This is a genomic window from Pseudomonas sp. LBUM1672 (genome assembly GCF_059695655.1).
On the sequence record NZ_CP166781.1, the window covers coordinates 6,067,726 to 6,092,634 of the forward strand.

At 59.0% G+C, this 24,909-nt stretch carries 19 protein-coding genes and 3 pseudogenes; 4 read left to right on the plus strand and 18 right to left on the minus strand.

All coding sequences use genetic code 11. The features are described 5' to 3' along the window. The first annotated feature begins 71 nt into the window (after nucleotides 1-71). On the plus strand, nucleotides 72-2,483 hold the full coding sequence (locus tag ACA053_RS27820; RefSeq protein ID WP_497394143.1) for a penicillin acylase family protein: 2,412 nt from the start codon (nucleotides 72-74) through the stop codon (nucleotides 2,481-2,483). Between the two features lie 127 nt (nucleotides 2,484-2,610). On the opposite strand, the gene ACA053_RS27825 is transcribed toward ACA053_RS27820, so the two are convergent. Further along, nucleotides 2,611-3,576 (minus strand): GlxA family transcriptional regulator, encoded by a 966-nt coding sequence (locus ACA053_RS27825; RefSeq protein WP_497394145.1) that lies wholly within the window; start codon nucleotides 3,574-3,576, stop codon nucleotides 2,611-2,613. A 368-nt stretch (nucleotides 3,577-3,944) separates the two neighbouring features. Between ACA053_RS27825 and ACA053_RS27830 the strand changes: the two genes are divergently transcribed. After that, complete coding sequence (locus ACA053_RS27830) at nucleotides 3,945-4,586, plus strand: HD domain-containing protein (RefSeq protein ID WP_497394146.1); 642 nt, start codon at nucleotides 3,945-3,947, stop codon at nucleotides 4,584-4,586. A 134-nt stretch (nucleotides 4,587-4,720) separates the two neighbouring features. Here the strand turns inward: ACA053_RS27830 and ACA053_RS27835 are convergent, their stop codons facing one another. The 8 genes and pseudogenes from ACA053_RS27835 to ACA053_RS27870 all read right to left on the minus strand — a co-directional run. After that, nucleotides 4,721-5,614 (minus strand): ABC transporter permease subunit, encoded by an 894-nt coding sequence (locus ACA053_RS27835; RefSeq protein WP_010466694.1) that lies wholly within the window; start codon nucleotides 5,612-5,614, stop codon nucleotides 4,721-4,723. Beyond that, entirely contained in the window at nucleotides 5,611-6,492 is an 882-nt protein-coding gene (locus ACA053_RS27840) for an ABC transporter permease subunit (RefSeq protein WP_178082364.1), read from the minus strand. The genes ACA053_RS27835 and ACA053_RS27840 overlap by 4 nt, the downstream gene beginning before the upstream one ends. 35 nt (nucleotides 6,493-6,527) lie before the next feature. Next, a complete protein-coding gene (locus ACA053_RS27845) occupies nucleotides 6,528-7,670 on the minus strand; it encodes an ABC transporter ATP-binding protein (RefSeq protein WP_109635704.1) in 1,143 nt (380 codons plus the stop codon). Between the two features lie 72 nt (nucleotides 7,671-7,742). Next, nucleotides 7,743-8,840, minus strand: coding sequence for a polyamine ABC transporter substrate-binding protein (locus tag ACA053_RS27850; RefSeq protein ID WP_497394148.1), 1,098 nt, complete (start codon nucleotides 8,838-8,840; stop codon nucleotides 7,743-7,745). Nucleotides 8,841-9,076: 236 nt separating this feature from the next. Then, nucleotides 9,077-10,189: a polyamine ABC transporter substrate-binding protein gene (locus ACA053_RS27855; RefSeq protein WP_497394149.1), complete on the minus strand. Its 1,113-nt coding sequence runs from the start codon at nucleotides 10,187-10,189 to the stop codon at nucleotides 9,077-9,079. Between the two features lie 169 nt (nucleotides 10,190-10,358). Then, nucleotides 10,359-11,723 carry an aspartate aminotransferase family protein gene (locus ACA053_RS27860; RefSeq protein WP_497331719.1) on the minus strand — a complete coding sequence of 455 codons (1,365 nt, stop codon included), beginning with the start codon at nucleotides 11,721-11,723 and terminating at the stop codon, nucleotides 10,359-10,361. Between the two features lie 58 nt (nucleotides 11,724-11,781). Continuing rightward, a complete protein-coding gene (locus ACA053_RS27865) occupies nucleotides 11,782-13,140 on the minus strand; it encodes a glutamine synthetase family protein (RefSeq protein ID WP_266009438.1) in 1,359 nt (452 codons plus the stop codon). A gap of 103 nt (nucleotides 13,141-13,243) precedes the next feature. Continuing rightward, nucleotides 13,244-13,558 (minus strand): annotated as a pseudogene (locus ACA053_RS27870) (gamma-glutamyl-gamma-aminobutyrate hydrolase family protein); the annotation flags it as partial. A 278-nt stretch (nucleotides 13,559-13,836) separates the two neighbouring features. Here ACA053_RS27870 and ACA053_RS27875 point away from each other — a divergent pair. Next, nucleotides 13,837-15,213, plus strand: a complete 1,377-nt coding sequence (locus ACA053_RS27875; protein ID WP_109635714.1) for a glutamine synthetase family protein — start codon at nucleotides 13,837-13,839, stop codon at nucleotides 15,211-15,213. Nucleotides 15,214-15,441: 228 nt separating this feature from the next. After that, the gene (locus tag ACA053_RS27880; protein WP_109635715.1) at nucleotides 15,442-16,080 is read left to right on the plus strand and encodes a TetR/AcrR family transcriptional regulator; all 639 of its coding nucleotides are present in this window, start codon (nucleotides 15,442-15,444) and stop codon (nucleotides 16,078-16,080) included. Nucleotides 16,081-16,276: 196 nt separating this feature from the next. On the opposite strand, the gene ACA053_RS27885 is transcribed toward ACA053_RS27880, so the two are convergent. From ACA053_RS27885 to ACA053_RS27925, 9 genes and pseudogenes are all read right to left on the minus strand, one after another. Continuing rightward, nucleotides 16,277-16,492, minus strand: a complete 216-nt coding sequence (locus ACA053_RS27885) for a TOBE domain-containing protein (protein ID WP_003229256.1) — start codon at nucleotides 16,490-16,492, stop codon at nucleotides 16,277-16,279. A 33-nt stretch (nucleotides 16,493-16,525) separates the two neighbouring features. Further along, entirely contained in the window at nucleotides 16,526-17,332 is an 807-nt protein-coding gene (ssuB, locus tag ACA053_RS27890; RefSeq protein WP_109635717.1) for an aliphatic sulfonates ABC transporter ATP-binding protein, read from the minus strand. Beyond that, on the minus strand, nucleotides 17,329-18,111 hold the full coding sequence (gene ssuC / locus ACA053_RS27895; RefSeq protein WP_497394150.1) for an aliphatic sulfonate ABC transporter permease SsuC: 783 nt from the start codon (nucleotides 18,109-18,111) through the stop codon (nucleotides 17,329-17,331). The genes ssuB and ssuC overlap by 4 nt, the downstream gene beginning before the upstream one ends. Nucleotides 18,112-18,119: 8 nt before the next feature. Further along, a pseudogene (locus ACA053_RS27900) lies at nucleotides 18,120-18,674 on the minus strand (LLM class flavin-dependent oxidoreductase); the annotation flags it as partial. Next, a pseudogene (locus ACA053_RS27905) lies at nucleotides 18,666-19,625 on the minus strand (sulfonate ABC transporter substrate-binding protein); the annotation flags it as partial. The pseudogenes ACA053_RS27905 and ACA053_RS27900, both read right to left, overlap by 9 nt. A gap of 90 nt (nucleotides 19,626-19,715) precedes the next feature. Then, nucleotides 19,716-20,309 carry an NADPH-dependent FMN reductase gene (ssuE, locus tag ACA053_RS27910; protein ID WP_497394151.1) on the minus strand — a complete coding sequence of 198 codons (594 nt, stop codon included), beginning with the start codon at nucleotides 20,307-20,309 and terminating at the stop codon, nucleotides 19,716-19,718. 252 nt (nucleotides 20,310-20,561) lie between these two features. Next, nucleotides 20,562-21,200 (minus strand): peroxiredoxin, encoded by a 639-nt coding sequence (locus ACA053_RS27915; RefSeq protein ID WP_497394153.1) that lies wholly within the window; start codon nucleotides 21,198-21,200, stop codon nucleotides 20,562-20,564. Between the two features lie 293 nt (nucleotides 21,201-21,493). Then, a complete protein-coding gene (locus tag ACA053_RS27920; protein ID WP_109635725.1) occupies nucleotides 21,494-22,837 on the minus strand; it encodes an OprD family porin in 1,344 nt (447 codons plus the stop codon). 388 nt (nucleotides 22,838-23,225) lie between these two features. Next, nucleotides 23,226-24,554 (minus strand): OprD family porin, encoded by a 1,329-nt coding sequence (locus ACA053_RS27925; protein WP_497394154.1) that lies wholly within the window; start codon nucleotides 24,552-24,554, stop codon nucleotides 23,226-23,228. Nucleotides 24,555-24,909: the final 355 nt, after the last annotated feature.

Genomic DNA, 24,909 nt, shown 5'->3' on the forward strand with positions numbered 1-24,909 from the left:
CCGGCACAGGAGGTCTGTGCTACATGTTTGCAGCCCGCACGGGCGGCAATCCCGAAGAACAAGGAGTCACCATGAAACGCGTCCTGACCGTACTTGTATTGCTGATCGTCACGCTCGTCATCGGGGTCGGCGGGTACGTGTACATCAAGCAGCCGACGCGTCAGGGCCAGGTGGAGTTGCAGCATCTTCAGGGTTCGGTGACCGTGCGTTACGACGAGCGCGGGGTGCCGCATATCCGCGCCGAAAACGAAACCGACCTCTACCGCACCCTCGGCTACGTGCAGGCCCAGGACCGCTTGTTCCAGATGGAAGCCATGCGCCGCCTCGCTCGGGGTGAGCTGGCGGAAATCCTCGGGCCGAAACTGGTCGACACCGACAAACTGTTTCGCGGCTTGCGCATCCGCGAACGCGCCGAGAGTTACGTGGCCGCGCTGGATCGTCAGTCACCGGCGTGGAAGGCGCTGGAAGCCTATCTGGATGGCATCAATCAATATCAGGACACTCACGCGGCGCCCATGGAGTTCGACGTGCTGGGCATCCGCAAGCGTCCTTTCACCGCCGAAGACAGCATCAGCGTCGCCGGTTACATGGCTTACAGTTTCGCCGCCGCATTTCGCACCGAACCATTGCTGACGTTTGTGCGCGATCAACTGGGTGCCGAGTACCTGAACATCTTCGAACTCGACTGGCAGCCCAAAGGCGTGTTGGCCAAATCGCGCTCCACACCCGGCCCCGCCCTCGCCGCCGGTGACTGGAAAGACCTGAACGCTCTCGCCCGCCTCAGCGAACAAGCCCTGGCCGACAACGGCCTGCCGCAATTCGAAGGCAGCAATGCCTGGGTGATTTCCGGTAACCGCAGCAAAAGCGCCAAACCGCTTCTGGCCGGTGACCCGCACATTCGTTTCTCGGTGCCGTCGGTGTGGTACGAGGCGCAACTGTCGGCGCCAGGCTTCGAGCTCTACGGCCACCATCAAGCGCTGGTGCCGTTTGCCTTTCTCGGCCACAACCTGGATTTCGGCTGGAGCCTGACGATGTTCCAGAACGACGACCTCGACCTGATCGCCGAGAAGGTCAACCCGGACAACCCGAACCAGGTCTGGTATCGCGGCAAATGGGTGGACATGGTCAACACCGAGCAACAGATCGCGGTGAAGGGCCAGGCGCCGGTCACGTTGACCCTGCGTCAGTCGCCCCACGGCCCGATCATCAACGATGCTCTCGGCACCGCCGCCGGCAAGACACCGGTGGCCATGTGGTGGGCGTTCCTTGAAACGCCGAACCCGATCCTCGACGGTTTCTATCAGCTCAATCGCGCCGACACCCTGGCCAAGGCCCGCGCCGCAGCGGCCAAGGTTCAGGCGCCGGGCTTGAATATCGTCTACGCCAACGCCAAGGGCGACATCGGCTGGTGGGCCTCGGCGCTGTTGCCCAAACGTGCGAACGGGGTGAAGCCCGGTTTCATCCTCGACGGCAGCACCAATCAGGCGGACAAGGAAGGCTTCTACCCGTTCAGCGCCAACCCGCAGGAAGAGAACCCGGCGCGCGGCTACATCGTCTCGGCCAACTTCCAGCCTGTCTCGCCGACCGGCATGGAGATTCCCGGTTACTACAACCTCGCCGATCGCGGCCAGCAACTCAATCGCCAGCTCAGCGACAAGAATGTGAAGTGGGACAACGAGGCCAACCAGAAGCTGCAACTGGGCACCACCACCGCCTACGGCCCGCGTCTGTTGGCGCCGCTGTTGCCGGTACTGCGTGAAGTGGTGAGCGATCCCGCCGAGCTGAAACTGGTCGAGCAACTGGCGCAATGGAAAGGCGATTACCCGCTGGATTCCACCAGCGCCACGCTGTTCAACCAGTTCCTGTTCAACCTGGCCGACGCGACAATGCACGATGAGCTGGGCAATGACTTTTTTGAAACCCTGCTCTCGACCCGTGTGATCGACGCCGCGCTGCCACGCCTGGCCGCGACCGCTGACTCGCCGTGGTGGGACAACCGCCACACCCTCGGCAAGGAAACCCGCGCCGACACGGTGAAGGTGGCGTGGCAAGCGAGCCTCGCTCATCTCAAGACCACCCTTGGCACTGACTTCGCGCAATGGCAGTGGGGCAAGGCGCACACCCTGACCCATGGTCATCCATTGGGCATGCAGAAGCCGCTGGACCGAATCTTCAACGTCGGCCCGTTCGCGGCGCCCGGCACCCATGAAGTGCCGAACAACCTCTCGGCCAAGATCGGCCCGGCGCCGTGGCCGGTGACGTATGGCCCGTCGACACGGCGTCTGGTGGACTTTGCCGACCCGGCCCACAGCCTGACCATCAACCCGGTCGGCCAGAGTGGCGTGCCGTTCGACAGTCACTACGACGATCAGGCTGAGGCGTATGTCGAAGGGATTTACTACGAGGCGCATTTCAATGACGAAGAAGTCACGGCCAATACGCGCAGTACGTTGAAGTTTTTGCCAGTGCGCAACGCTCAGTAGATTTGTATTGGCTGGACTGGCCTCATCGCTAGCAGGCTAGCTCCCACAGTGGTCCTGTGCACGCGGATCCATTGTGGGAGCTAGCCTGCTAGCGATGAGGCCCGCAAGAACACCGCATATTCATGGCTCAAACCATCGCCGCAAAGTTCTGCCTGAACTGCTGCGGCGTCACCCCCAGCCGGCGATTGAACACCGTGCGCATATGCTGGGCATCGCGAAACCCGCACTGATACGCCACGGTCTTGAGCGGCGAATGAGTGCTTTCAAGCAGCACCCGCGCCGCATCCACCCTCGCCCGCTCGACGAATTCCGCCGGGGTGATTTTCGCTTCCTTGGCGAACACCCGGGAAAAGTTGCGCGCGCTCATGTTGGCCGCGTTCGCCAAGTCGGCAATGGTCAAGTCGCCGGTCAGGTTGGCCAGAACGTAAAGCTGCGCTAGCGCCACCGCCGACGTCGGTTCGGCGTGGGGCGTGAGGAATGGACTGAACTGCGATTGCCCGCCCGAGCGCTGGGTGAACACCACCAGCCGCTTGGCCACGCTCAATGCCACTTCCGGCCCGTGGTCCTGGGCCAGCAGGTACAACGACAGATCGATTCCCGCCGTGACACCGGCCGAGGTGAAGAGCTCTCCGTCCTGAACGTAGAGGCGATCGGCTTCAACCTGGGTCGACGGGCACAACACGGCCAGCGCCGCGGCATCGCCCCAGTGAGTAGTCACCGTGCGCCCTTCCAGTAACCCGGCCCGGGCGAGCATGAACGCGCCGTTACAGATCGAGCCAAACCGCTGCGAGCGCGCACAGGCACCACGCAACCAGGCATCGAAGGCCGCGCCAAAATCCAGGAACGGCAACGGCGGCCCGCCGGCCACCAGCAGCAAGTCATAGCCCTCCAGCGATTCACTGAAATGCCGATGGGCATTGAGTGACAAACCGTTGGAGCACGCCATCATCCCGCGTTCGACACCGATGACCTCCAAACGGTAATGGTCTTGCGGTTCGAGGAACCGATTGGCTTCGGAAAACACATCCATGGGACCAGTGACGTCCAGCGACTGGACGCCGGCGAACACCACGATGGCAACGGTTTTACTCATGGCAGCAATCGTCTCAATTGTGAGCCATCACACGACCTGTAGCAGCTGTCGAGCCTGCGAGGCTGCGTTCGGCTGCGAAGCAGTCGTAAACCCTGTGTACTCGGTTCACCTGGATGACCGAGTTGCCTGATTTCACGACTGCTTCGCAGCCGAACGCAGCCTCGCAGGCTCGGCAGCTGCTACAGGGCATGCGTACAACCCGGGTTACCTGCGTCAAACTTAGCCAATCCGGGCGCAACAAGCGAGGTTGGCGCGATATGCATGCTCATTGGCCGGGATCGCAGCCATGGATCGATTGTCCGGTTTTGGAGGCGGGAACAGACTTGTTCCATCAGCGCCGCCACGGCGTTCCCCACGAGGAAAGCACCATGAGCAGCATCATTGCCGGTATCAAAATCCCTGACAGCGCGTTGGCCCGGGCCACCACTGAATACATCCGTGACGCCGAGTCCGACTTGCTTTACCACCACTCGCGCCGGGTGTTTCTGTTCGGCGCCCTGAGCGGTGAACGCAAGCAGTTGGCCTACGATCCGGAAATGCTCTACGTCGGCGCCATGTTCCATGACCTGGGCCTGGTGGAAGGTCATCGCACCGACGACGAGCGTTTCGAAGTCGATAGCGCGAATGCCGCCAAAGCGTTCCTCAAACCTTATGGCTTGTCGGATGGCGATATCGAGCAGGTGTGGCTGTCGATCGCCCTGCACACCACGCCGGGCGTGCCGCAACACCTGCAGCCTAACGTGGCGCTGGTCACGGCCGGTGTGGAAATGGATGTGCTGGGTATCGACTACGCGGCATTCCCCACCGTGCAGCGCGAAGCGGTGGTGCATGCGCATCCACGGGGCGAAGGGTTCAAGGAATGCATCCTGTGCGCGTTCGCCAATGGCTTCAAACACAAACCGGACACCACGTTCGGCACGGTGAACGCAGATGTGCTGGTGGACAGCGAGCCAGGGTTCAAGCCGATGAACTTCGTCGAGATCATCCGCAAATCCCCTTGGGTTTCCTAAAACGACTGTGGGAGCGGGCTTGCTCGCGAAGAGGCCGTGTCAGTCGATAGTGATGTCGACTGATACACCGCTTTCGCGAGCAAGCCCGCTCCCACATTTGGATCGGGGTTGGCCACATAATTGTGGCCAACGCTTTACGCCGCTTCTGGCGCCTGCTGGGCGCGACGCACGTCCGGCTGTTTCCAGGAGTCGGCAGCGCTTTCTTCGATCGCCTGCTGGATCGCACGCTTGCGCGCTTCTTCGGCACGGCGGCTGAAGAACCAGACCAGGAAGGTCATCAACGAAACCGCCAGCAGAATCAGGCTGGCCACGGCGTTGATCTCGGGTTTAACCCCCAGACGCACCGCCGAGAACACTTCCATCGGCAGGGTCGTGGAACCCGGGCCCGATACGAAGCTCGCCAACACCAGGTCATCCAGCGACAGGGCGAACGACATCATGCCGCCGGCACCCAGCGAGGGCGCGATCATCGGGATGGTGATCAGGAAGAACACCTTCCACGGCCGCGCGCCCAGGTCCATGGCCGCCTCTTCGATGGACAGGTCCAGCTCACGCAAGCGCGCCGAGACCACCACCGCCACATACGCCGCACAGAACGTCGTGTGGGCGATCCAGATGGTGACGATGCCGCGCTCCTGTGGCCAACCGATCATCTGCGCCATCGCCACGAACAGCAGCAACAGCGACAGACCGGTGATCACTTCGGGCATCACCAGCGGCGCGGTGACCAGGCCACCGAACAGCGTGCGACCCTTGAAGTGGGTGATACGGGTCAGGACGAACGCCGCCAACGTACCCAGTGCCACCGCCGCCACCGCCGTGTAGCAGGCGATTTCCAGCGAGCGCACCACCGAGCCCATCAGTTGCGTGTTGTCCATCAAACCGACGTACCACTTGATCGACCAGCCACCCCACACCGTTACCAGTTTCGAGGCGTTGAACGAGTAGATCACCAGGATCAGCATCGGCGCGTAGATGAACAGCAAGCCCGCGATCAGCATGAAACTCGAGAAACGGAAGCGCTTCATTCTTTACCCTCCATTTCTTTGGCCTGACTACGGTTGAACAAGATGATTGGCACAATCAGGATCAGCAGCATGACCACCGCCAGCGCAGAGGCCACCGGCCAGTCACGGTTGTTGAAGAACTCTTGCCAGAGCACCTTACCGATCATCAGGGTTTCCGGACCGCCGAGCAGTTCCGGGATCACGAACTCACCCACCACCGGGATGAACACCAGCATGCAGCCGGCGACGATGCCATTCTTGGACAGAGGGATGGTGATCTTCCAGAAGCTGTTGAACGTGCTCGAACCCAGGTCCGAGGCGGCTTCCAGCAGGCTGTTGTCGTGCTTCACCAGGTTGGCGTAGAGCGGCAGGATCATGAACGGCAGGTAGGAATAAACCACGCCGATGTACACCGCCAGGTTGGTATTGAGGATCTGCAGCGGCTCGTCGATCCAGCCCATGGTCATCAGGAAACCGTTGAGCAGACCGTTGTTGCTGAGGATGCCCATCCACGCATACACGCGGATCAGGATCGCGGTCCAGGTCGGCATCATGATCAGCAGCACCAGCACCGTTTGCATCTCTTTACGGGCACTGGCAATGGCGTAGGCCATCGGGTAGCCGATCAGCAGACAGAGGACGGTGCTGATCAGCGCCATCTTCAGCGAGCCAAGGTAGGCGGCGATGTACAACTCGTCGCCGGCCAGCATCGCGTAGTTGCCCAGGTTCAACAGCACCTGGAGCTTCTGGTCGATGAAGCTGTAGATCTCGGTGTACGGCGGGATGGCGACGTCGGCTTCGGCGAAGCTGATCTTCAGGACGATGAAGAACGGCAACATGAAGAACAGGAACAGCCAAATGAACGGAACCCCGATGACCAGTTGGCGGCCACCGGGAATTATTCGATTGAGGCGGCGTTTGAATTTGCGCATGTTCATGAGCGAAGTACCACGCCGCTGTCGTCTTCCCACCACACATAAACCTGGTCACCCCAGGTTGGGCGCTGGCCGCGGCGCTCGGCGTTGGCGACGAACGACTGGACGATCTTGCCGCTCGGCAGTTCGACGTAGAACACCGAGTGCCCGCCGAGGTAGGCGATGTCGTGGACCTTGCCGCTGGACCAGTTGTATTCGCAGGTCGGCATGGTCGGCGTCACCAGCAGTTTTTCCGGACGGATCGCGTAGGTCACGGATTTGTCCTGCACCGAGGTGCTGATGCCGTGGCCGACGTAGATCTGGCGGTCCAGGTCCTTGCAGGTGATGGTCGCGTAGCCTTCGGCGTCGTCGATCACTTCACCGTCGAAGATGTTGACGTTGCCGATAAATTCACAGACCAGGCGGCTGGTCGGGGTTTCGTAGATGTCGATCGGGCTGCCGATCTGGGCGATCCAGCCCAGGTGCATGATCGCGATGCGCTCGGCCATGGTCATGGCCTCTTCCTGATCGTGGGTCACCATGACGCAGGTTACGCCGACGCGCTCGATGATCTCGACCAGCTCCAGCTGCATTTGCGAACGCAGCTTCTTGTCCAGCGCACCCATCGGTTCGTCGAGCAGCAACAGCTTCGGCCGCTTGGCCAGCGAGCGCGCCAAGGCCACACGCTGACGCTGACCACCGGACAACTGATGCGGTTTGCGCTTGGCGTATTGCGTCATCTGAACCAGCTTGAGCATGTCCGCGACACGGGCATCGACTTCAGCTGCGGGGATTTTGTCCTGCTTGAGGCCGAACGCGATGTTCTGCGCCACGGTCATGTGCGGGAACAACGCGTAGGACTGGAACATCATGTTGATCGGCCGCTCGTATGGCGGCATGTCGGTGATGTCTACGCCATCGAGGAAAATGCGCCCCTCCGTGGGCCGTTCGAAGCCTGCGAGCATGCGCAGCAACGTGGATTTGCCCGATCCCGAACCGCCGAGCAAGGCGAAAATCTCGCCTTTCTTGATTTCCAGGGACACATCGTCCACGGCAATCGTCTCGTCGAACTTCTTCGTGACCCGGTCGATTTTGACCAACACCTGTTTAGGTGTCTGGTCGCCCTCGAGGGCTTTCTTATAGGCGCCGGAGGCAACTGCCATTTACGAAACTCCCAGAAAAAAAGAGTGCAGTACGCCCGAGGTGGGCGAACTTGGATAGTTTGAGCCTTGTCGCTATTTACCCGACTTGACCTTGGTCCAGCTGCGGGTCATCAAACGTTGAATGTTTGGTGGTAATTCGACGGACACGTAGGTCTTGTCGAGGACGGCTTGCGGTGGATAAACCGACTCGTCGGTGCGGATGGACTGTTCCATCAACTTGTCCGAGCCAGGGTTGGGGTTCGCATAGCCAACAGAATCACTGACTTGTGCGATCACCTCGGGTTTCAACAAATAGTTGATGAAGGCGTGGGCCTCTTTGACGTTGGCCGCATCCTTGGGAATCGCCAGCATGTCGAACCAGAGCGCGCCGCCCTCTTTCGGAATCGAGTAGGCGATGTTCATGCCCTTGCCGGCTTCTTCCGCGCGGGCCTTGGCCTGGAACATGTCACCGGAGAAACCGATGGCGATGCAGATGTCGCCGTTGGCGAGGTCCGCGATGTATTTGGAGGAGTGGAAGTACGTCACGTAAGGCCGCACCGCCAGCAACTTGGCTTCGGCCTTTTTGTAATCTTCGGGGTTGGTACTGTTAGCGTTGAGGCCCATGTAGTTGAGGACGGTGGGCATCATTTCATCGGCGGAATCGAGGAACGCCACGCCGCAACTGTGCAGCTTCTTGATGTTCTCCGGTTCGAACACCGCGCTCCAGGAATCGATCTTGTCGACGCCCAGCACAGCCTTGATCTTGTCGACGTTGTAACCGATGCCGTTGGTGCCCCACAGGTACGGTACGGCGTACTGGTTACCCGGATCGTTTTGCTCAAGACGCTTGAGCAATACTGGATCGAGGTTGGAATAGTTAGTCAGCAGCTTCTTGTCGAGCTTCTGGAAAGCGCCCGCCTTGATCTGCTTGCCGAGGAAGTGGTTGGACGGCACGACCACGTCATAACCGGTACGCCCGGCCAGCAACTTGCCTTCCAGGGTTTCGTTGGAATCGAAGACGTCGTAGACCGGTTTGATGCCGGTCTCTTTCTGGAAGTCGGCCAGGGTGGTCGCACCGATGTAGTCCGACCAGTTATAAATATGCACAGTGCCGGCGGCCTGGACACTGACAGCGAGTGTCAGCCCGGCTCCGGCGAGCAATGCATTGCGCAACAAAGAAAAAATAGGCAAGTGGAGGTCCTCTAAAATTAGTTGGGCCCAAGTTGCCCCGCGTTACATGACAGGCATGGCTGCCCAGCAACAAAACCGGCGCGCAACTTACCCTCGAAAAACCGTTCCAGCAAACTTTATGAAGATCTGTAGCAGCTGCCGCAGGCTGCGTTCAACTGCGGAGCAGTTGTGCTGTTGAAAAAGCGGAGGTCCTTCGGACCTCAACGCAGCCTTCGGCAGCTGCTACAGGGTTTTACTTATTTACCCGATTTAATCTTGGTCCAGCTGCGGGTCATGATCCGCTGGGTCGCGGCCGGCAAGTCGGCAATCGCGTACAGCTTGGCCAGCACGTCAGCCGGCGGGTAGATGCCCGGGTCGGCGGTGATTTCTTTATCAACCAATGCCGTGGCGGCCGCGTTACCGTTCGGGAAGCGTACAGCGTTGGTGATTTCAGCCATGATTTCCGGCTTCTGCAGGAAGGTCATGAACTTGTAGGCGCCTTCGACGTTTTCGGCATCTTTAGGGATGGCGACCATGTCGTAGAAGCTGCCGGCACCTTCTTTCGGAATGTTGTAACTGACTTTCACCTTGTCACCGGCTTCAGCCGCGCGGGACTTGGCCTGGTAGATGTCACCCGAGTAACCCACGGCCACGCAGATGTTGCCGTTGGCCAGGTCGGAGATGTACTTGGACGAGTGGAAGTAACCCACCGAAGGACGAATCTTCAGGAACAGTGCTTCGGCTTCGGCCAGTTGTTTTTTGTCCTGGCTGTCGGTTGGATAGCCCAGGTAGTGCAACGCCACCGGAATCATCTCGGTTGGCGAATCGAGGAAACTGATACCGCACGACTTCAACTTCGCAGCGTTTTCAGGTTTGAACAGCAGGTCCCAGGAATTGGTTGGCGCATCGGCACCCAGTGCAGCCTTGACCTTCTCGGCGTTGAAGCCGATACCGATCGAACCCCACATGTACGGGAAAGCATGTTCGTTACCCGGGTCGCTCACCGACACCGCCTTGAGCAGGTCAGTGTTCAGGTTTTTCCAGTTAGGCAGCTTGGACTTGTCCAGCTTCTGGTAAACGCCGGCCTTGATCTGCTTGGCCAGGAAGTTGTTCGACGGCACGACGATGTCGTAGCCGGACTTGCCTGCCAGCAACTTGGCTTCCAGGGTTTCGTTACTGTCGAATACGTCGTAGACGACTTTGATGCCGGACTCGGTTTCGAACTTCTTGATGGTGTCCGGAGCGATGTAGTCGGACCAGTTATAGACGTGCAACACCTTGTCGTCCGCCTGGACCGCACTCGCCATTATGCCCATCAGGGACATGGCGAGAAGTGTCTTGCCAGCAAGCTTTTTTCCTAATGCCTTCATGCGTAATGCTCCAAATTTTTCTTTTTTGAACCACTTTGTTCAGTGGCCGAACCCGGACAACTGGAACCGCGGCTAGTCTGGCAAGATCCGAGGCGGTCTTTCAAGGAAAGGCCACCCTTTGGAACCGCTCTGAGCGAAAGTTTCATGACTCCCGCCCAGAGCCTAGCACTTAGCCCTGCAACGCACTCAGGGTCAGGTCCAGGCACTTGCGTGCCTTGGTTACCAGCTCATCGATTTCAGCCTTGGTAATCACCAGTGGCGGAGCAATGATCATGGTGTCCCCCACGGCACGCATGATCAGGCCGTTGTCGAAGCAGAACGTGCGGCAGATCATGCCGACGCCCTTGCCTTCGTAACGCTTGCGAGTGGCCTTGTCCTGAACCAGTTCGATGGCCCCCAACAGACCGACCCCACGCACTTCCCCCACCAACGGGTGATCGTTCAGTTCCCGCAAGCGTTTCTGCAAATACGGTGCCGTTTCGGCATGGACGCGCTCGATAATTTTTTCTTCGCGCAGGATGCGGATGTTTTCCAGCGCAACCGCCGCGGCCACCGGGTGACCGGAATAAGTGAAGCCGTGGTTGAAATCGCCACCTTCGTTGAGTACCGCGACCACTTCGTCACGCACGATCAGGCCACCCATCGGGATGTAGCCGGACGTCAGGCCTTTGGCGATGGTCATCATGTCGGGTTTGAGGCCGTAGAAATCGGTACCGAACCACTCGCCGGTGCGGCCGAAACCACAGATCACTTCGTCTGCCACGAACAGGATGTCGTACTTGGCGAGGATTTCCTTGATGCGCGGCCAGTAGGTGTCTGGCGGGATGATCACGCCGCCGGCGCCCTGGATCGGCTCGGCAATAAAGGCACCGACGTTGTCCACGCCGATTTCCAGAATTTTCTCTTCCAGCTGATTGGCCGCCCACACACCGAACTCTTCCGGTGTCATGTCGCCGCCTTCACTGAACCAGTAAGGCTGGGCGATGTGGACGATGCCCGGGATCGGCAAGTCGCCTTGTTCGTGCATGTAGGTCATGCCACCCAGGCTCGCGCCGGCCACGGTGGAACCGTGATAGCCGTTCTTGCGGCTGATGATGACCTTCTTCTTCGGCTGACCCTTGATCGCCCAATAGTGGCGGACCATCCGCAGCATGGTGTCGTTGCCTTCGGAACCGGAACCGGTAAAGAACACATGGTTCATGCCTTCCGGTGCGATGTCGGCAATGGCCTTGGCCAGTTCGAGTACCGGCGGGTGAGCGGTCTGGAAGAACAGGTTGTAGTAAGGCAGTTCGCGCATCTGTTTGCTGGCGGCATCCGCCAGCTCATCACGACCGTAGCCGATCGCGACGCACCACAGGCCGGCCATGCCGTCGAGGATCTTGTTGCCTTCGCTGTCCCAGAGATAAACGCCCTTGGCGCTGGTGATGATCCGCGGGCCTTTCTCTTTCAGCTGCTTGAAATCGCTGAACGGGGCCAGGTGGTGATCGTTGCTCAGGGTTTGCCATTCACGGGTTTGCGGATTGTTGCTGGTCATGCGAATTCTCCTAAGATTTCAGTGAAGGGCGCCGCCAAGTGCAACGGCGCCCGGCGCATCAGACGGCGAAGAGCAGGAATTCCCGCTCCCACGAACTGATCACGCGCTTGAAGTTTTCATGCTCGGCCCGCTTGACCGCGACGTAGCCAGTGATGAATTTCTTGCCCAGGTACTTCTCGATGGTCGCGCTGTTTTCCATGCGTTCCAGCGCGTCTTCGATGGTCAGTGGCAGGCGCAGGTTGCGGCGTTCATAGCCGCGCCCCACCACCGGCGCACTCGGGTTCAAGCCTTCGACCATGCCGATGTAACCGCAGAGCAGGCTAGCGGCGATGGCCAGGTACGGGTTGGCGTCAGCGCCCGGCAGGCGGTTTTCCACCCGACGGTTTTGCGGCCCGGCATCCGGAACCCGCAGGCCCACGGTACGGTTCTCTTCGCCCCACTCCACGTTAACCGGCGCCGAGGTGTCCGGCAGGAAGCGGCGGAACGAGTTGACGTTCGGCGCGAACAGCGGCAACAACTCGGGAATCAGCTTCTGCAAACCACCGATGTGGTGCAGGAACAGTTGGCTCATGGTCCCGTCTTCATTGGAGAAGACGTTCTTGCCGGTTTCGATGTCGATGATGCTCTGGTGCAAGTGCATCGCGCTGCCCGGCTCGCCGGTCATGGGCTTGGCCATGAAGGTGGCGGCCACGTCGTGCTTGAGCGCGGCTTCGCGCATGGTGCGTTTGAAGATCAGGATCTGGTCGGCCAGGGACAGGGCATCGCCATGACGGAAGTTGATTTCCATCTGCGCGGTGCCGTCCTCGTGGATCAACGTGTCGAGGTCCAGGTCCTGCAGTTCGCACCAGTCGTAGACGTCTTCGAACAGCGGGTCGAATTCGTTGGCCGCTTCAATGGAGAACGACTGACGGCCGGTTTCCGGGCGCCCGGAACGGCCAATCGGCGGTTGCAACGGGTAGTCCGGGTCGTCGCTGCGCTTGGTCAGGTAAAACTCCATTTCCGGCGCCACGATTGGCTGCCAGCCCTTGTCGGCATAGAGTTTCAACACTTTCTTGAGCACATTGCGCGGCGACAGCTCGATCGGGTTGCCTTGCTTGTCGTAGGTGTCGTGGATCACCTGAGCGGTCGGCTCGATGGACCACGGCACCACATACACCGCGTTCTGGTCGGGCCGGCAGATCATGTCGATGTCGGCCGGGTCGAGCAGTTCGTAATAGATGTCGTCTTCGACATAGTCGCCGGTCACGGTCTGTAACAGAACGCTCTCGGGCAGGCGCATGCCTTTTTCAGCAATGAACTTGTTGGTCGGCGAAATCTTGCCCCGGGTGATCCCGGTCAAGTCGGCGATCATGCATTCGACTTCTGTGATCTTGTGGTCTTTCAACCAATCGGTGAGCTGGTCGAGGTTGTTACTCATAAATGCCTCTTAGGCTGAGTTTCCTGACTCTTATAAGTCAGGCGTTGTTTGACGCATGGGCGTCGCGTGATACAGATTGCCACTGCAGTGGTCGCGCGCAACTACCCACTCGGGTAATGGCGCGGGTCAGCGAGAGCGTAGTGGAACGTGCAGAATCATGGGCAGAAGCCGACGCGTTGGTCGGGCTGCCAGGGCGAAACGGTTCTATATTGGAAAGAGAGCCAGTAAAGAGAATGTCGTGCAGACCGTCCAGAATATCGGACGGGGACAGCAGATTCACCGGGGAAGGAAGAGTCGACATCACGCCTTTGGCAACGCTTGCCTTGGCGTGAACGCAACGATCGCCACTGATGTGATAAGCATGCAGACCGATCTGCCTTGAGCAGATGGCGACGCCGATTAACGGCAGGCGAGACATGAAGCACCCCGGTATTATTGCTGTTATGGGTTTGAATCGAGCTTAGCCTTGTTCATTTTTTTACACAACACCCCCGTAAAAAATACAACACGGCCCGCTCAAGCTCGCGGGCGCTAAAGCGCTCAAAGGCATAAAAACGCCCCAAACTGCCTCAAAAAAGCCCTACGGGCGCTTTTTTAGGGCAAAAAAGGCCTCGCTTGACTTCGGCATGCCGTTCGGGTTGACTGAAACCCGAAGAGATCAATGATTGATATTTTTAACAACAAAGGTGTTGCATCATGTCGGTACCCCCGCGTGCCGTTCAGCTTAACGAAGCGAACGCGTTCCTTAAGGAACATCCTGAGGTTCTGTACGTTGACCTTCTGATTGCGGATATGAATGGTGTGGTGCGCGGCAAGCGCATTGAACGCACCAGCCTCCACAAGGTTTACGAGAAAGGCATCAACCTGCCGGCCTCTCTATTTGCTCTGGATATCAATGGCTCGACGGTGGAAAGCACCGGCCTGGGCCTGGACATCGGCGATGCTGACCGAATCTGCTATCCAATCCCTGACACCCTGTGCAATGAGCCCTGGCAGAAGCGCCCTACCGCGCAACTGTTGATGACCATGCACGAACTCGAAGGCCAGCCGTTCTTTGCCGACCCGCGAGAAGTGCTGGCCAATGTAGTTCGCAAGTTCGACGAGATGGGCCTGACCATCTGTGCCGCGTTCGAACTGGAGTTCTACCTGATCGACCAGGAGAACGTGAACGGTCGTCCGCAACCGCCACGCTCGCCGGTATCCGGCAAACGCCCGCATTCGACCCAGGTTTACCTGATCGACGACCTCGACGAATACGTCGACTGCCTCCAGGACATTCTGGAAGGTGCGAAGGAGCAAGGCATCCCTGCCGATGCAATCGTCAAGGAAAGTGCCCCGGCGCAGTTCGAAGTGAACCTGCACCACGTGGCCGACCCGATCAAGGCCTGCGACTACGCGGTCCTGCTCAAGCGCCTGATCAAGAACATCGCCTACGACCATGAGATGGACACCACCTTCATGGCCAAGCCTTATCCAGGCCAGGCGGGTAATGGTCTGCACGTGCACATTTCGATTCTTGATAAAGAAGGCAAAAACATTTTTGCCAGCGAGGATCCCGAGCAGAACGCCGCACTGCGTCACGCGATCGGCGGTGTGCTCGAGACCCTACCGGCGCAGATGGCTTTCCTCTGCCCGAACGTCAACTCCTACCGTCGTTTCGGCGCACAGTTCTACGTGCCGAACTCGCCGTGCTGGGGCCTGGACAACCGTACCGTAGCGATCCGCGTGCCGACCGGTGCCGCCGATGCCGTGCGCATCGAACACCGTGTGGCCGGCGCCGACGCCAACCCGTATCTGTTGATGGCTTCGGTTCTGGCAGGCGTGCACCACGGCCTGACCAACAAGATCGAGCCGGGCGCGCCCGTGGAAGGCAACTCCTACGAGCAGAACGAGCAGAGCCTGCCGAACAACCTGCGCGATGCACTGCGCGAGCTGGACGACAGCGAAGTCATGGCCAAGTACATCGATCCGAAATACATCGATATCTTTGTGGCTTGTAAGGAAAGCGAGCTGGAGGAGTTTGAACACTCCATCTCCGACCTTGAGTACAACTGGTACCTGCATACCGTTTAAGCGGTTGCAGTAAAAACAAACGCCGCAGGCTGATAAGGCATGCGGCGTTTTTTTATGGCCGCCTTCGGCGGATCGCTAGCAGGCTAGCTCCCACAGTTGATCTCCAGTGAACATAAATTCTGTGTACACCGAAAATCTCTGTGGGAGCTAGCCTGCTAGCGATGGCGGCCGGGCAGACAACATAGATGCCTGCTCGTACAATGCCCCCTGCCCCGCAGGAGGACTCCAATGACGCGCACCGCCACCGTTCGCAAACCCCGCGCCCGCAGCCAGGCCCGGATCGATTCGATACTCGATGCCGCCCGCACGCTGCTGGCGGCCGAAGGCGTGGCCAGTCTGTCGATCTACAGCGTCGCCGAGCGCGCGGAGATCCCGCCCTCCTCCGTCTACCACTTCTTTGCCAGCGTCCCGGCGCTGCTCGAAGCCCTGACGGCCGACGTCCACGCTGCGTTCCGCGCCTGCCTGCAAGCACCCATCGACCACAACGCCCTCAGCGGCTGGCGCGACCTGTCGCGAATCGTGGAGCAGCGCATGCTCGACATCTACGGCGAGGATGCTGCCGCCCGCCAGTTGATCCTGGCCCAGCACGGGCTGACCGAAGTCACCCAGGCCGACCGCCAGCACGACATCGAGCTTGGCGACCTGATGCACAAGCTATTCGATCACCACTTCGAACTGCCGAAGTTGCCGAGCGATGTCGATGTGTTCGCGCTGGCGATGGAGCTTGGAGATCGGGTGTATGCGCGCTCGGTGCAGCAGCATGGGCAGATCACCCCGCGCATGGCGGAGGAAGGGATGCGGGTGTTTGATGCGTATCTGGGGCTTTATCTGCCGCCGTATTTGCCCAAGCGCAGTATCCCAGCCTGAGATCTTTGTTGACCTTACTGGCCTCTTCGCGGGCAAGCCCGCTCCCACAGGTTTATTTGTCGCTCACAAAATCTGCGTTCGCTGGAGATCCTTGTGGGAGCGGGCTTGCCCGCGATGGCAACACCGCTGAGTTCAAGACATGCACGAAAACCCCCGAAGGGCTCACGTCCTCCGGGGTTGCTCGCAGTCCACGCCCTTACAACTTGGCGATCGACACTTCGGTGGATTTCACAAACGCAATCACTTCGCTGCCGACCACCAGTTCCAGCTCTTTCACTGAACGGGTGGTGATCACCGAAGTGACGATGCCGGAAGCGGTCTGAACATCGATTTCCGACAGCACGTCGCCCAATACGATTTCCTTGATCGAGCCTTTGAACTGGTTACGAACGTTGATGGCCTTGATAGTCATGATGTTGATTCCTGTCGTTGGATAAAACTTGAGTTATTGAGCCCAGCGCAACTGCGTAGGCAAGGGTGAAACAGGTTCCGGTTCCGGCGGTTGGCCGGGCAGTGCGAGCACGCGATTGAGTACTTCGGTTTCCAGCGCCGCCAGCCGATGGGAGCCGCGGACCCGAGGGCGTGGCAACTCAACATGCAGGTCGAGGCCGACTTCGCCCTCTTCGATCAGGATCACCCGATCGGCAATCGCCACCGCTTCACTGACGTCATGCGTCACCAGCAACACGGTGAAACCGTGCTTCTGCCAGAGGCGTTCGATCAGTTGCTGCATTTCAATTCGGGTCAGGGCATCCAGCGCGCCCAGGGGTTCGTCGAGCAACAGCAAGCGCGGTTGATGGATCAGCGCGCGGGCCAGGGCCACCCGTTGCTTCTGGCCACCGGACAATGCGGCGGGCCACTCATTGGCGCGATCCGCCAGGCCGACCGATTCCAAGGCTTCCAGCGCTTGCGGCCGCCAGTTGCCCTTGAGCCCGAGACCGACGTTATCGATGACCTTTTTCCACGGCAGCAGACGCGCTTCCTGGAACATCAATCGAGTGTCTTCCCGGGCATCGCTCAGCGGCGCAGAGCCAGCGAGCAATTCACCGCCAGTGGGTTTGTCGAGGCCGGCGAGCAGTCGCAGCAAGGTACTTTTGCCACAGCCACTGCGACCGACCACGGCGACAAACTGACCCGCCGGAATGTGCAGGTCGATCTCACGCAACACCTGCCGCGAACCAAAGGTCTTTTGCAGCTTGCGCACCACCAACGGAATTCCGCGCAGCAGGCGTGGAGGTTGTTGAGCGGTCATGCGGCACCTCCTTTGGCAACCTGATACGCCGGATGCCAGCGCAGCCACACACGTTCAAGTCCACGGGCCGCGAGGTCGGCGAGTTTGCCGAGCACGGCGTACATCAGGATCGCCAGCACCACCACGTCCGTCTGCAAAAACTCCCGGGCATTCATCGCCAGGTAGCCAATGCCGGAGCTGGCGGAAATGGTTTCCGCGACGATCAGCGTCAGCCACATGAAGCCCAATGCGAAACGCACGCCGACCAGAATCGAAGGCAGCGCACCCGGCAGAATCACCTGACGAAACAGGCTGAAACCGGACAAGCCATAGCTGCGCGACATTTCCACCAACGCCGGATCGACGCTGCGGATGCCGTGATAGGTGTTGAGGTAAATCGGGAACAGCGTGCCCAGCGCCACCAGGAAAATCTTCGCCGACTCATCGATGCCGAACCACAGGATCACCAGCGGAATCAGCGCCAGATGCGGCACGTTGCGGATCATCTGCACCGAACTGTCGAGCAAGCGTTCGCCCCATTTCGACAGGCCGGTGATGAAGCCCAAGGCCAGGCCGACGCTGCCACCGATGGTGAAGCCCAGCGCGGCACGCCAGCCGCTGATTGCCAGGTGCGTCCAGATTTCACCGCTGCGCACCAGGCTCACGCCGGCCTCAATGACCGCGATCGGCGCCGGCAGAATCCGTGTCGACAACCAGCCCGCCGACACCGACAACTGCCACACCGCCAGCAGCAACACCGGCAACGCCCAGGGCGCGAGGTTGTGGATAATTCTCTTCATGGCGCGCCTCAGCTCCGGGACGCGGCTTTGGGAAGAATGTCGTTGGCGACCATCTCGCCAAACGGGCTGACGTAGTTGGCGCCTTGGGGCAATTGCGGACGTTCGATGTCGAGGTGCGGGAACAGCAATTGCGCAACGCGGTACGACTCTTCCAGGTTTGGATAACCGGCGAAGATGAAAGTATCGATGCCCAGGTCCGTGTATTCCTTCACGCGCGCAGCCACGGTCGGGCCATCGCCCACCAGCGCCGTACCGGCACCGCCACGCCGCACCAGGTCGACACCGGCCCACAGGTTGGGGCTGACTTCCAGGTTGTCGCGGCTGCCGCCATGCAGCGCGGCCATGCGTTGCTGGCCGACCGAATCGAAGCGCGCCAGAGAGGCCTGGGCACGGGCGATGGTTTCGTCGTCCAGATGGGAGATCAGCCGATCCGCCGCTTGCCAGGCTTCGGCATTGGTTTCGCGGACGATCACGTGCAAGCGAATACCGAAGCGCACGGTGCGATCGAGCTTCGCCGCTTTCGCGCGCACTTGTTCAATTTTCTCGGCAACGGCGGCCGGTGGCGTCCAGATCACGTCTTTGATGCTCAACTGCTTTGGAATCAGCTTGAGCTGGTAGAAGCTGTCGGCGATTTTCTGTTGGGCGGCGACCACTTCAGGCGTGAGGAACAACGCGCCGTAACCCTGGCGTTTCATCGAGATCAGGGTGATGTCCGCCGGCAAGCCGAGCAGTGGCGAAACCTGTTTGGTCACGTCTTCGGGATTGGCCTTGGACCACTCGCCGACGGCGCGCACTTCTTCCACGAGGGTCTTGATCACCTCAGGATTTTTCTGTGCGTAAGGCTTGGTCGCAAGGTAGAACTGGTGGTTGTCGACGATGCCCTGGCCATCGCGCAGGGTGCGCGCTTGCAGTTGCTGTTCGGCGGCAGCCTGGTACGGGTCCCAGATGACCCAGGCATCGACGCTGCCCCGTTCGAACGCGGCGCGGGCATCGGCCGGCGGCAGGAATACGGTCTGGATGTCGGTGTATTTGAGGCCGGCGTCTTCCAGTGCACGCACCAGCAAGTAGTGAACGTTGGAGCCTTTGTTCAGGACGACTTTCTTGCCCTTGAGGCCCTGCACCGTTTTGATCGGCGAGTCCTTCGGCACCAGGATCGCTTCGCTGTGGGGCGCTGGCGGTTCGTAGGCGACGTAGAGCAAATCGGCGCCAGCGGCTTGAGCAAATACCGGCGGGGTTTCACCGGTGACGCCGAAGTCGATGGAGCCGACGTTCAGGCCTTCAAGCAACTGCGGGCCGCCGGGGAATTCAGTCCATTGCACGTCCACGCCTTGGGCGGCGAGGCGTTTTTCCAACGTGCCTTTGGCTTTGAGCAGCACCAGGGTGCCGTACTTCTGATAACCGATTCGCAGGACGCCTTCATGGGAAGAAAGCGCTTGAGCTTGAGTAATGGCGCCGAAGGTGACAGCCGCTGCAAACAGAGCGACCAGACCACGACGCAAAATGACAGTGCGCATGGCGCTCTCCTTTTTGCAGTTGGGTTTTGGCTGCACCTGCTTGGCCGTTGGCGGCTGAGTAAGGTGGAGTGAAGCAAATGCGGGTAAGGCTTAAATGCTCCAGCGAGCGCTCAACAAACGTTCGTTCAACAGGTTCGGATCGAGCGGCTTGGGCCGTCGGGCCATGGCGCTGAAAAACAGTTCCAGCGATTCATTCAGTCGTTGTTCCAGCTCTGGCGCCAGCTGCGCCTGGGCGCTGCCTTCGGCGTAAGCGATCTGGCTGTCTACCGCGAAAATTCCGTGCAACATCTCTTGGGCTTTCAGCGTCGACAACACCGGCTTGAGCGCGTAATCCACCGCCAGCATGTGGGCGATGCTGCCGCCGGTGGCCATGGGCAAAACCACCTTGTGGTCCAACGCGCGCTCGGGCAGCAGGTCCAGCACGGTTTTCAGCGCGCCGGAGAACGATGCCTTGTACACCGGGGTGGCGATCAGCAGGCCGTCGGCATTTTCAATCTGTTGCAGCAGGTCGATCACCTTCGGGCTGTTGAAGCGGGCATGCAGCAAGTCTTCGGCCGGGAAGTCCCGCACCTGGTAACTCACCACTTCCACGCCTTGCGCTTGCAACCAGCGTTGGGAGCGCTCCAGCAGCACCCCGGAACGGGAGCGTTGGCTGGGACTGCCACCGAGTGAGACGACCAGCATTCAGATGATTCCTTGAACGGTGTTGGCGATTCGCGGTTTGCGATCTCGCGTTGATGGAGGTGACCTTAGCAGGTGATTGTTATATCCATAAATCATATTTATTCATTTGGTTATTCATTTAAGGTCTATGCGAAAAGCCTTTTTCCAGACAAAAAAACAGGCCGTAAAAACGGCCTGAAATCCCCTGCTTTATGGTGATCGTTCCCACGTTCCGCGTGGTAATGCCTCAGGGACGCTCGATAGTTTGTCCAGTTATCGGTTGGGTTGTGGCGTCAGGCGCAGGTACGGCTTCACTGCGCGATAACCCTTGGGAAAGCGCTTCTTGATTTCGTCTTCGTCCTTGAGCGACGGCACGATCACCACCTCATCACCGTCCTGCCAGTTGGCCGGGGTGGCCACTTTGTAGTTGTCGGTGAGTTGCAGCGAGTCGATCACCCGCAGGATCTCGTGGAAATTGCGCCCGGTACTCGCCGGGTAGGTGATGGTCAGCCGCACCTTTTTGTTCGGGTCGATCACGAACAGCGAGCGCACGGTCAGGGTGTCATTGGCGTTCGGGTGGATCAGGTCGTAGAGGTCTGAGACCTTGCGGTCCGCGTCGGCCAGGATCGGGAAATTGACGACCGCGTTCTGGGTTTCATTGATGTCCTCGATCCATTTGTGGTGCGAGTCCACCGGGTCCACGGACAGGGCGATGGCTTTCACACCGCGACTGGCGAATTCATCCTTGAGCTTTGCCGTGAAGCCCAATTCAGTGGTGCACACCGGCGTGAAGTCCGCCGGATGGGAAAACAACACGCCCCAGCTATCGCCCAGCCATTCGTGGAAACGGAGGGTGCCGGCGCTGGAATCCTGTTCGAAGTCGGGGGCGATATCGCCCAGTCTGAGGCTCATGGTGCTGCTCCTGATGAGTGCGTGTTGAGCTCAACTGTGCCTGTGTTCCTTATGGATTAAAAGGAATAAATATCGATTTGTTTAGATCATAAACGAATATTAAATATCTGTTCACTGGACCTGTATGAGCATCAGGACGAACATCGCCGACAAGGTTCGAGAAGGCCTTGAGTTGCTGCAAAGAGGGGCGTTTTTGAGGCGGGATTACGGGGGTGACCTCGCCTTGAAAACGCAAAAGCCCCGCCCGGCGAGATGCCGGGCGGGGCTTTTTTACATCAGTTACGCGAGCGCTATTACAACAGCGGGATCGAGTAGCTGAGGATCAGGCGGTTTTCATCCTGGGAGCGAACGCCCGGGATGTTGGTGCGCCAGGTAGCGTTCTTCCACATGAAGCCAACGTTTTTCAACGGGCCTTCCGGTACGACGTAACCGACAGTCAGGTCGCGTTCCCACTCGGTGCTGTTGTTACCGGCTGCAGCAGTAGAGGTGCGGTTGGTGTCGATATCGTCGCCACGCAGATAAACCATACCGGCGGTCAAGCCAGGCACGCCGACTTTGGCGAAGTCGAACGAGTAGCGAGCTTGCCAGGTACGTTCGCCGGCACGGCCGAACTTCTGGATCTGCATGTCGGTGATGGTGTAGTTCGACGAGCCGTCGCCCTGGTTCAACCAAGGGAAGTCGCTGCTGCCGTTGCTGACCTGATAGCCGCCACCGAAGGTGTGACCGGCAACGGTGTACAGGAACAGGCCGCTGTACAGGTTGTTGTCGACCTTGCCTTTACCACTGGAAGTGCTGCTGTAGTTGCCGGAGCTGTAGTACAGCGGGTCGTGCCCGTTGGCACCGTCATCAGAGCTGTTGAAGTAGCGCAAGTCGGACTTCAACACGCCCGGACCGATTGCCCAGTTGTGCACCAGACCCAGGAAGTGTTGCTTGTAGAAGTCTTCCAGGTTGCCGTAGTAGTACTGCGCGGTCAGGTCTTTGGTGATTTTGTAATCACCACCGGCGTAGATGAACTTGTTGCTGTCGCGGCCACTCACGGTACGTGAGTTGGCACCGCCGATGCTCAGCTGTTCGTTGTTGCTGGAGTTACGCCCTTTCACGGATTCGATCTGGCCGCCGACCAGAGTCAGGTCCTTGATCTCGCCAGAAGTGATCTGGCCACCCTGCCAGGTTTGTGGCAACAGACGACCGTCGTTGGTCACGATCACCGGGTTTTTTGGCTGCAACGTGCCCAGTTTCAGTTCGGTCTGGGAGATTTTGGCTTTTGCAGTCAGGCCCAGGCTGGAGAAGTTATCAACCGCTTCGCCGTTGGACTTGCTTGGGAAAACAGTGCCGCCATACGAGTTGTTGCTCGCACCGTTAGTGCCACCGCCCGAATCCAGGCGCACGCCCAGCAGGCCGATGGCATCGATACCGAAGCCGACGGTGCCTTGGGTGTAACCGGAGATGAAGCGCAGATCGAAGCCTTGGCCCCATTCTTCGTTCTTGTTCGCGCCCGGACCATCACGGTTATCGGTGTTGATGTAGAAGTTACGCAGACCCAGAGTGGCCTTGCTGTCTTCGATGAAACCGGCGGCGCTTGCCTGCTGCGCCAAAACCCCTACGGCCACAGCCAGGGCCAAGGTGGACTTGTTCATTTGTTTCGCTCCTATCGTTTCTAATTTCTAATTTCTTATGTTTCTGGTCCTGGGTCGTTTGCCCTGGATCCTGAAATGCGCGGTTAGCGCCAGGCCGCATGTGAACGTAACCATGCACGTCTACGGTCGTCGGCTACCCGCTGTGATTTGGGGCGCGCATGGTAAAACCGAAAAATATTTATTTCATTATTTTTCATGCCATTTCGCTATATAGCTTCGTGCTACTACTCGCGCCGGGACACAGGGTATCGGCGAGTAAGCGAGCCACTTTAGGCCTCCGGATTAAAAACCAAAAAGAATAATAAATTACTATCTAAGCTCTGATTGGAATATCAAAAAACGCGCAAAAAAAACCTCGCCAGCAGGCGAGGTTTTTTGGGTTTCTGGCTTACAGGAACTGGTAGGTGTAGTTGAAGATCAGACGGGTCTGATCTTGAGCAGAGATGTTGGTATCGCCACGGTAGGTACCGTGACGCAACGTCGTGCCGAAGCCTTTTAGCGCGCCCGTCTGGATCACGTAATCCACACGCAGGTCGCGTTCCCACTCGGTCTGGTCTTTACCCACGCCGTTGGTAGCTTTGATGTTATCGCCGCGCAGGTAGGCGGCCGAGGCTTTCAGGCCAGGAACACCAAGAGAGGCGAAGTCGTAGGTGTACTGACCGAAGGTGGTGTTCTCACCGGCACGGACGAAGCCGTTAACCATGGCGTCGGTGAACAGGTAGAAGCTCGTGCCCCCTGCGCCTTCGTTGCGACCGTTGCTGTCGACCACGTTGCCCTGGTTCAGATAGACGAAGCCACCGTCATCGCTGACACGCTGATGGCCGAGCAGGAAGGCGTTGGCACCCAGGGTATAGGTGAACATGGCGCTCCAGGTCTTGTTATCGACCTCGCCCGGGTTCTTGGCGTAACCACCGTTGTTATTGAATCGATAGCCTGCGTCGCCGTTCTTGCCGTCGGAGCTGCTGTCGAAATAGCGCAGGTCAGTCTTGAAGGACTGGTTGGCGCTGATCGGGAAGACGTGCACCAGGCCGAAGAAGTTCTGCTTGTAGTAGTCTTCCAGGTTCGCGTGGTAGTACTGCAGGGTCAGGTCTTTGGTGACCTTCCAGTCAGCACCGGCGTACTGGAATTTGTTGCTTTCCTCGGTACCGCCCGCCACTGCCAGACCGGTAGTGTTTGACGAAGCGCGACCCTCGGCGTGCTCGAGTTGGCCGACGTTGAAGGTCACGTTGTCGATTTCCTTCGAGGTAATGGTGCCACCTTCAAAGGTCTGGGGCAGCAGACGGCTGTCGTTCGCGACCAGAATCGGCATGTTCGGTTGCAGAGCGCCACCCAGGTGAGCCTCGGTCTTCGAGAAGCGGGCCTTGACGTTGCCCGCTACGCGGCTCCATGGGTCTGATGCGGAACCATCGGAATCGCTTGGGAAGAATGTGTTGTTGTCCGGGTGATGACCACGGCCACCATCCAGATGGATGCCGACGAGTGCCTGGGCGTCAAAACCAAAGCCCACAGTGCCTTGGGTGAAACCGGACAGGAAATCGAACTTGAGACCTTCAGCAGTTTCTCGCTGATCGTTTGCAGTCCCTTCGCGGGTGTCCGCGTTGTAATACATGGTTCGGGAACTGACGGAAGCCTTGCTGTCTTCGATGAAACCGGCGGCGCCTGCCTGCTGCGCCAAAACCCCTACGGCCACGGCCAGGGCCAAGGTGGACTTGTTCATTGTTTAGCTCCTCTCGTTTCTAATTCTTGTGTTCCTGGCCCTGGGTCGAACGCCCCGGATCCTAAGATGCGCGATTAGCGCCAGACCGTGACCCACAAGTCAATCGTAACTATGTGTGTCTACGACCATGGTCTAATCCCCGGTGTTTTGGTCCTTGCGGGGTCATGAGTTCGTCATAAACCCAAAAAGAATTGGTTTATTCTTTTTTCATACCTTTTAGGAATTTAGCTCACTGCCATTCGTCGTCCCGGGCCAGAGCGGTCGACTCACAAACTAATTCCTAAAAGGTATTTGTTTGCCTTTTTTTAGATCGATTAGCTTTGACGCAATTCGGAAATAATCCCCTACCGAAAGG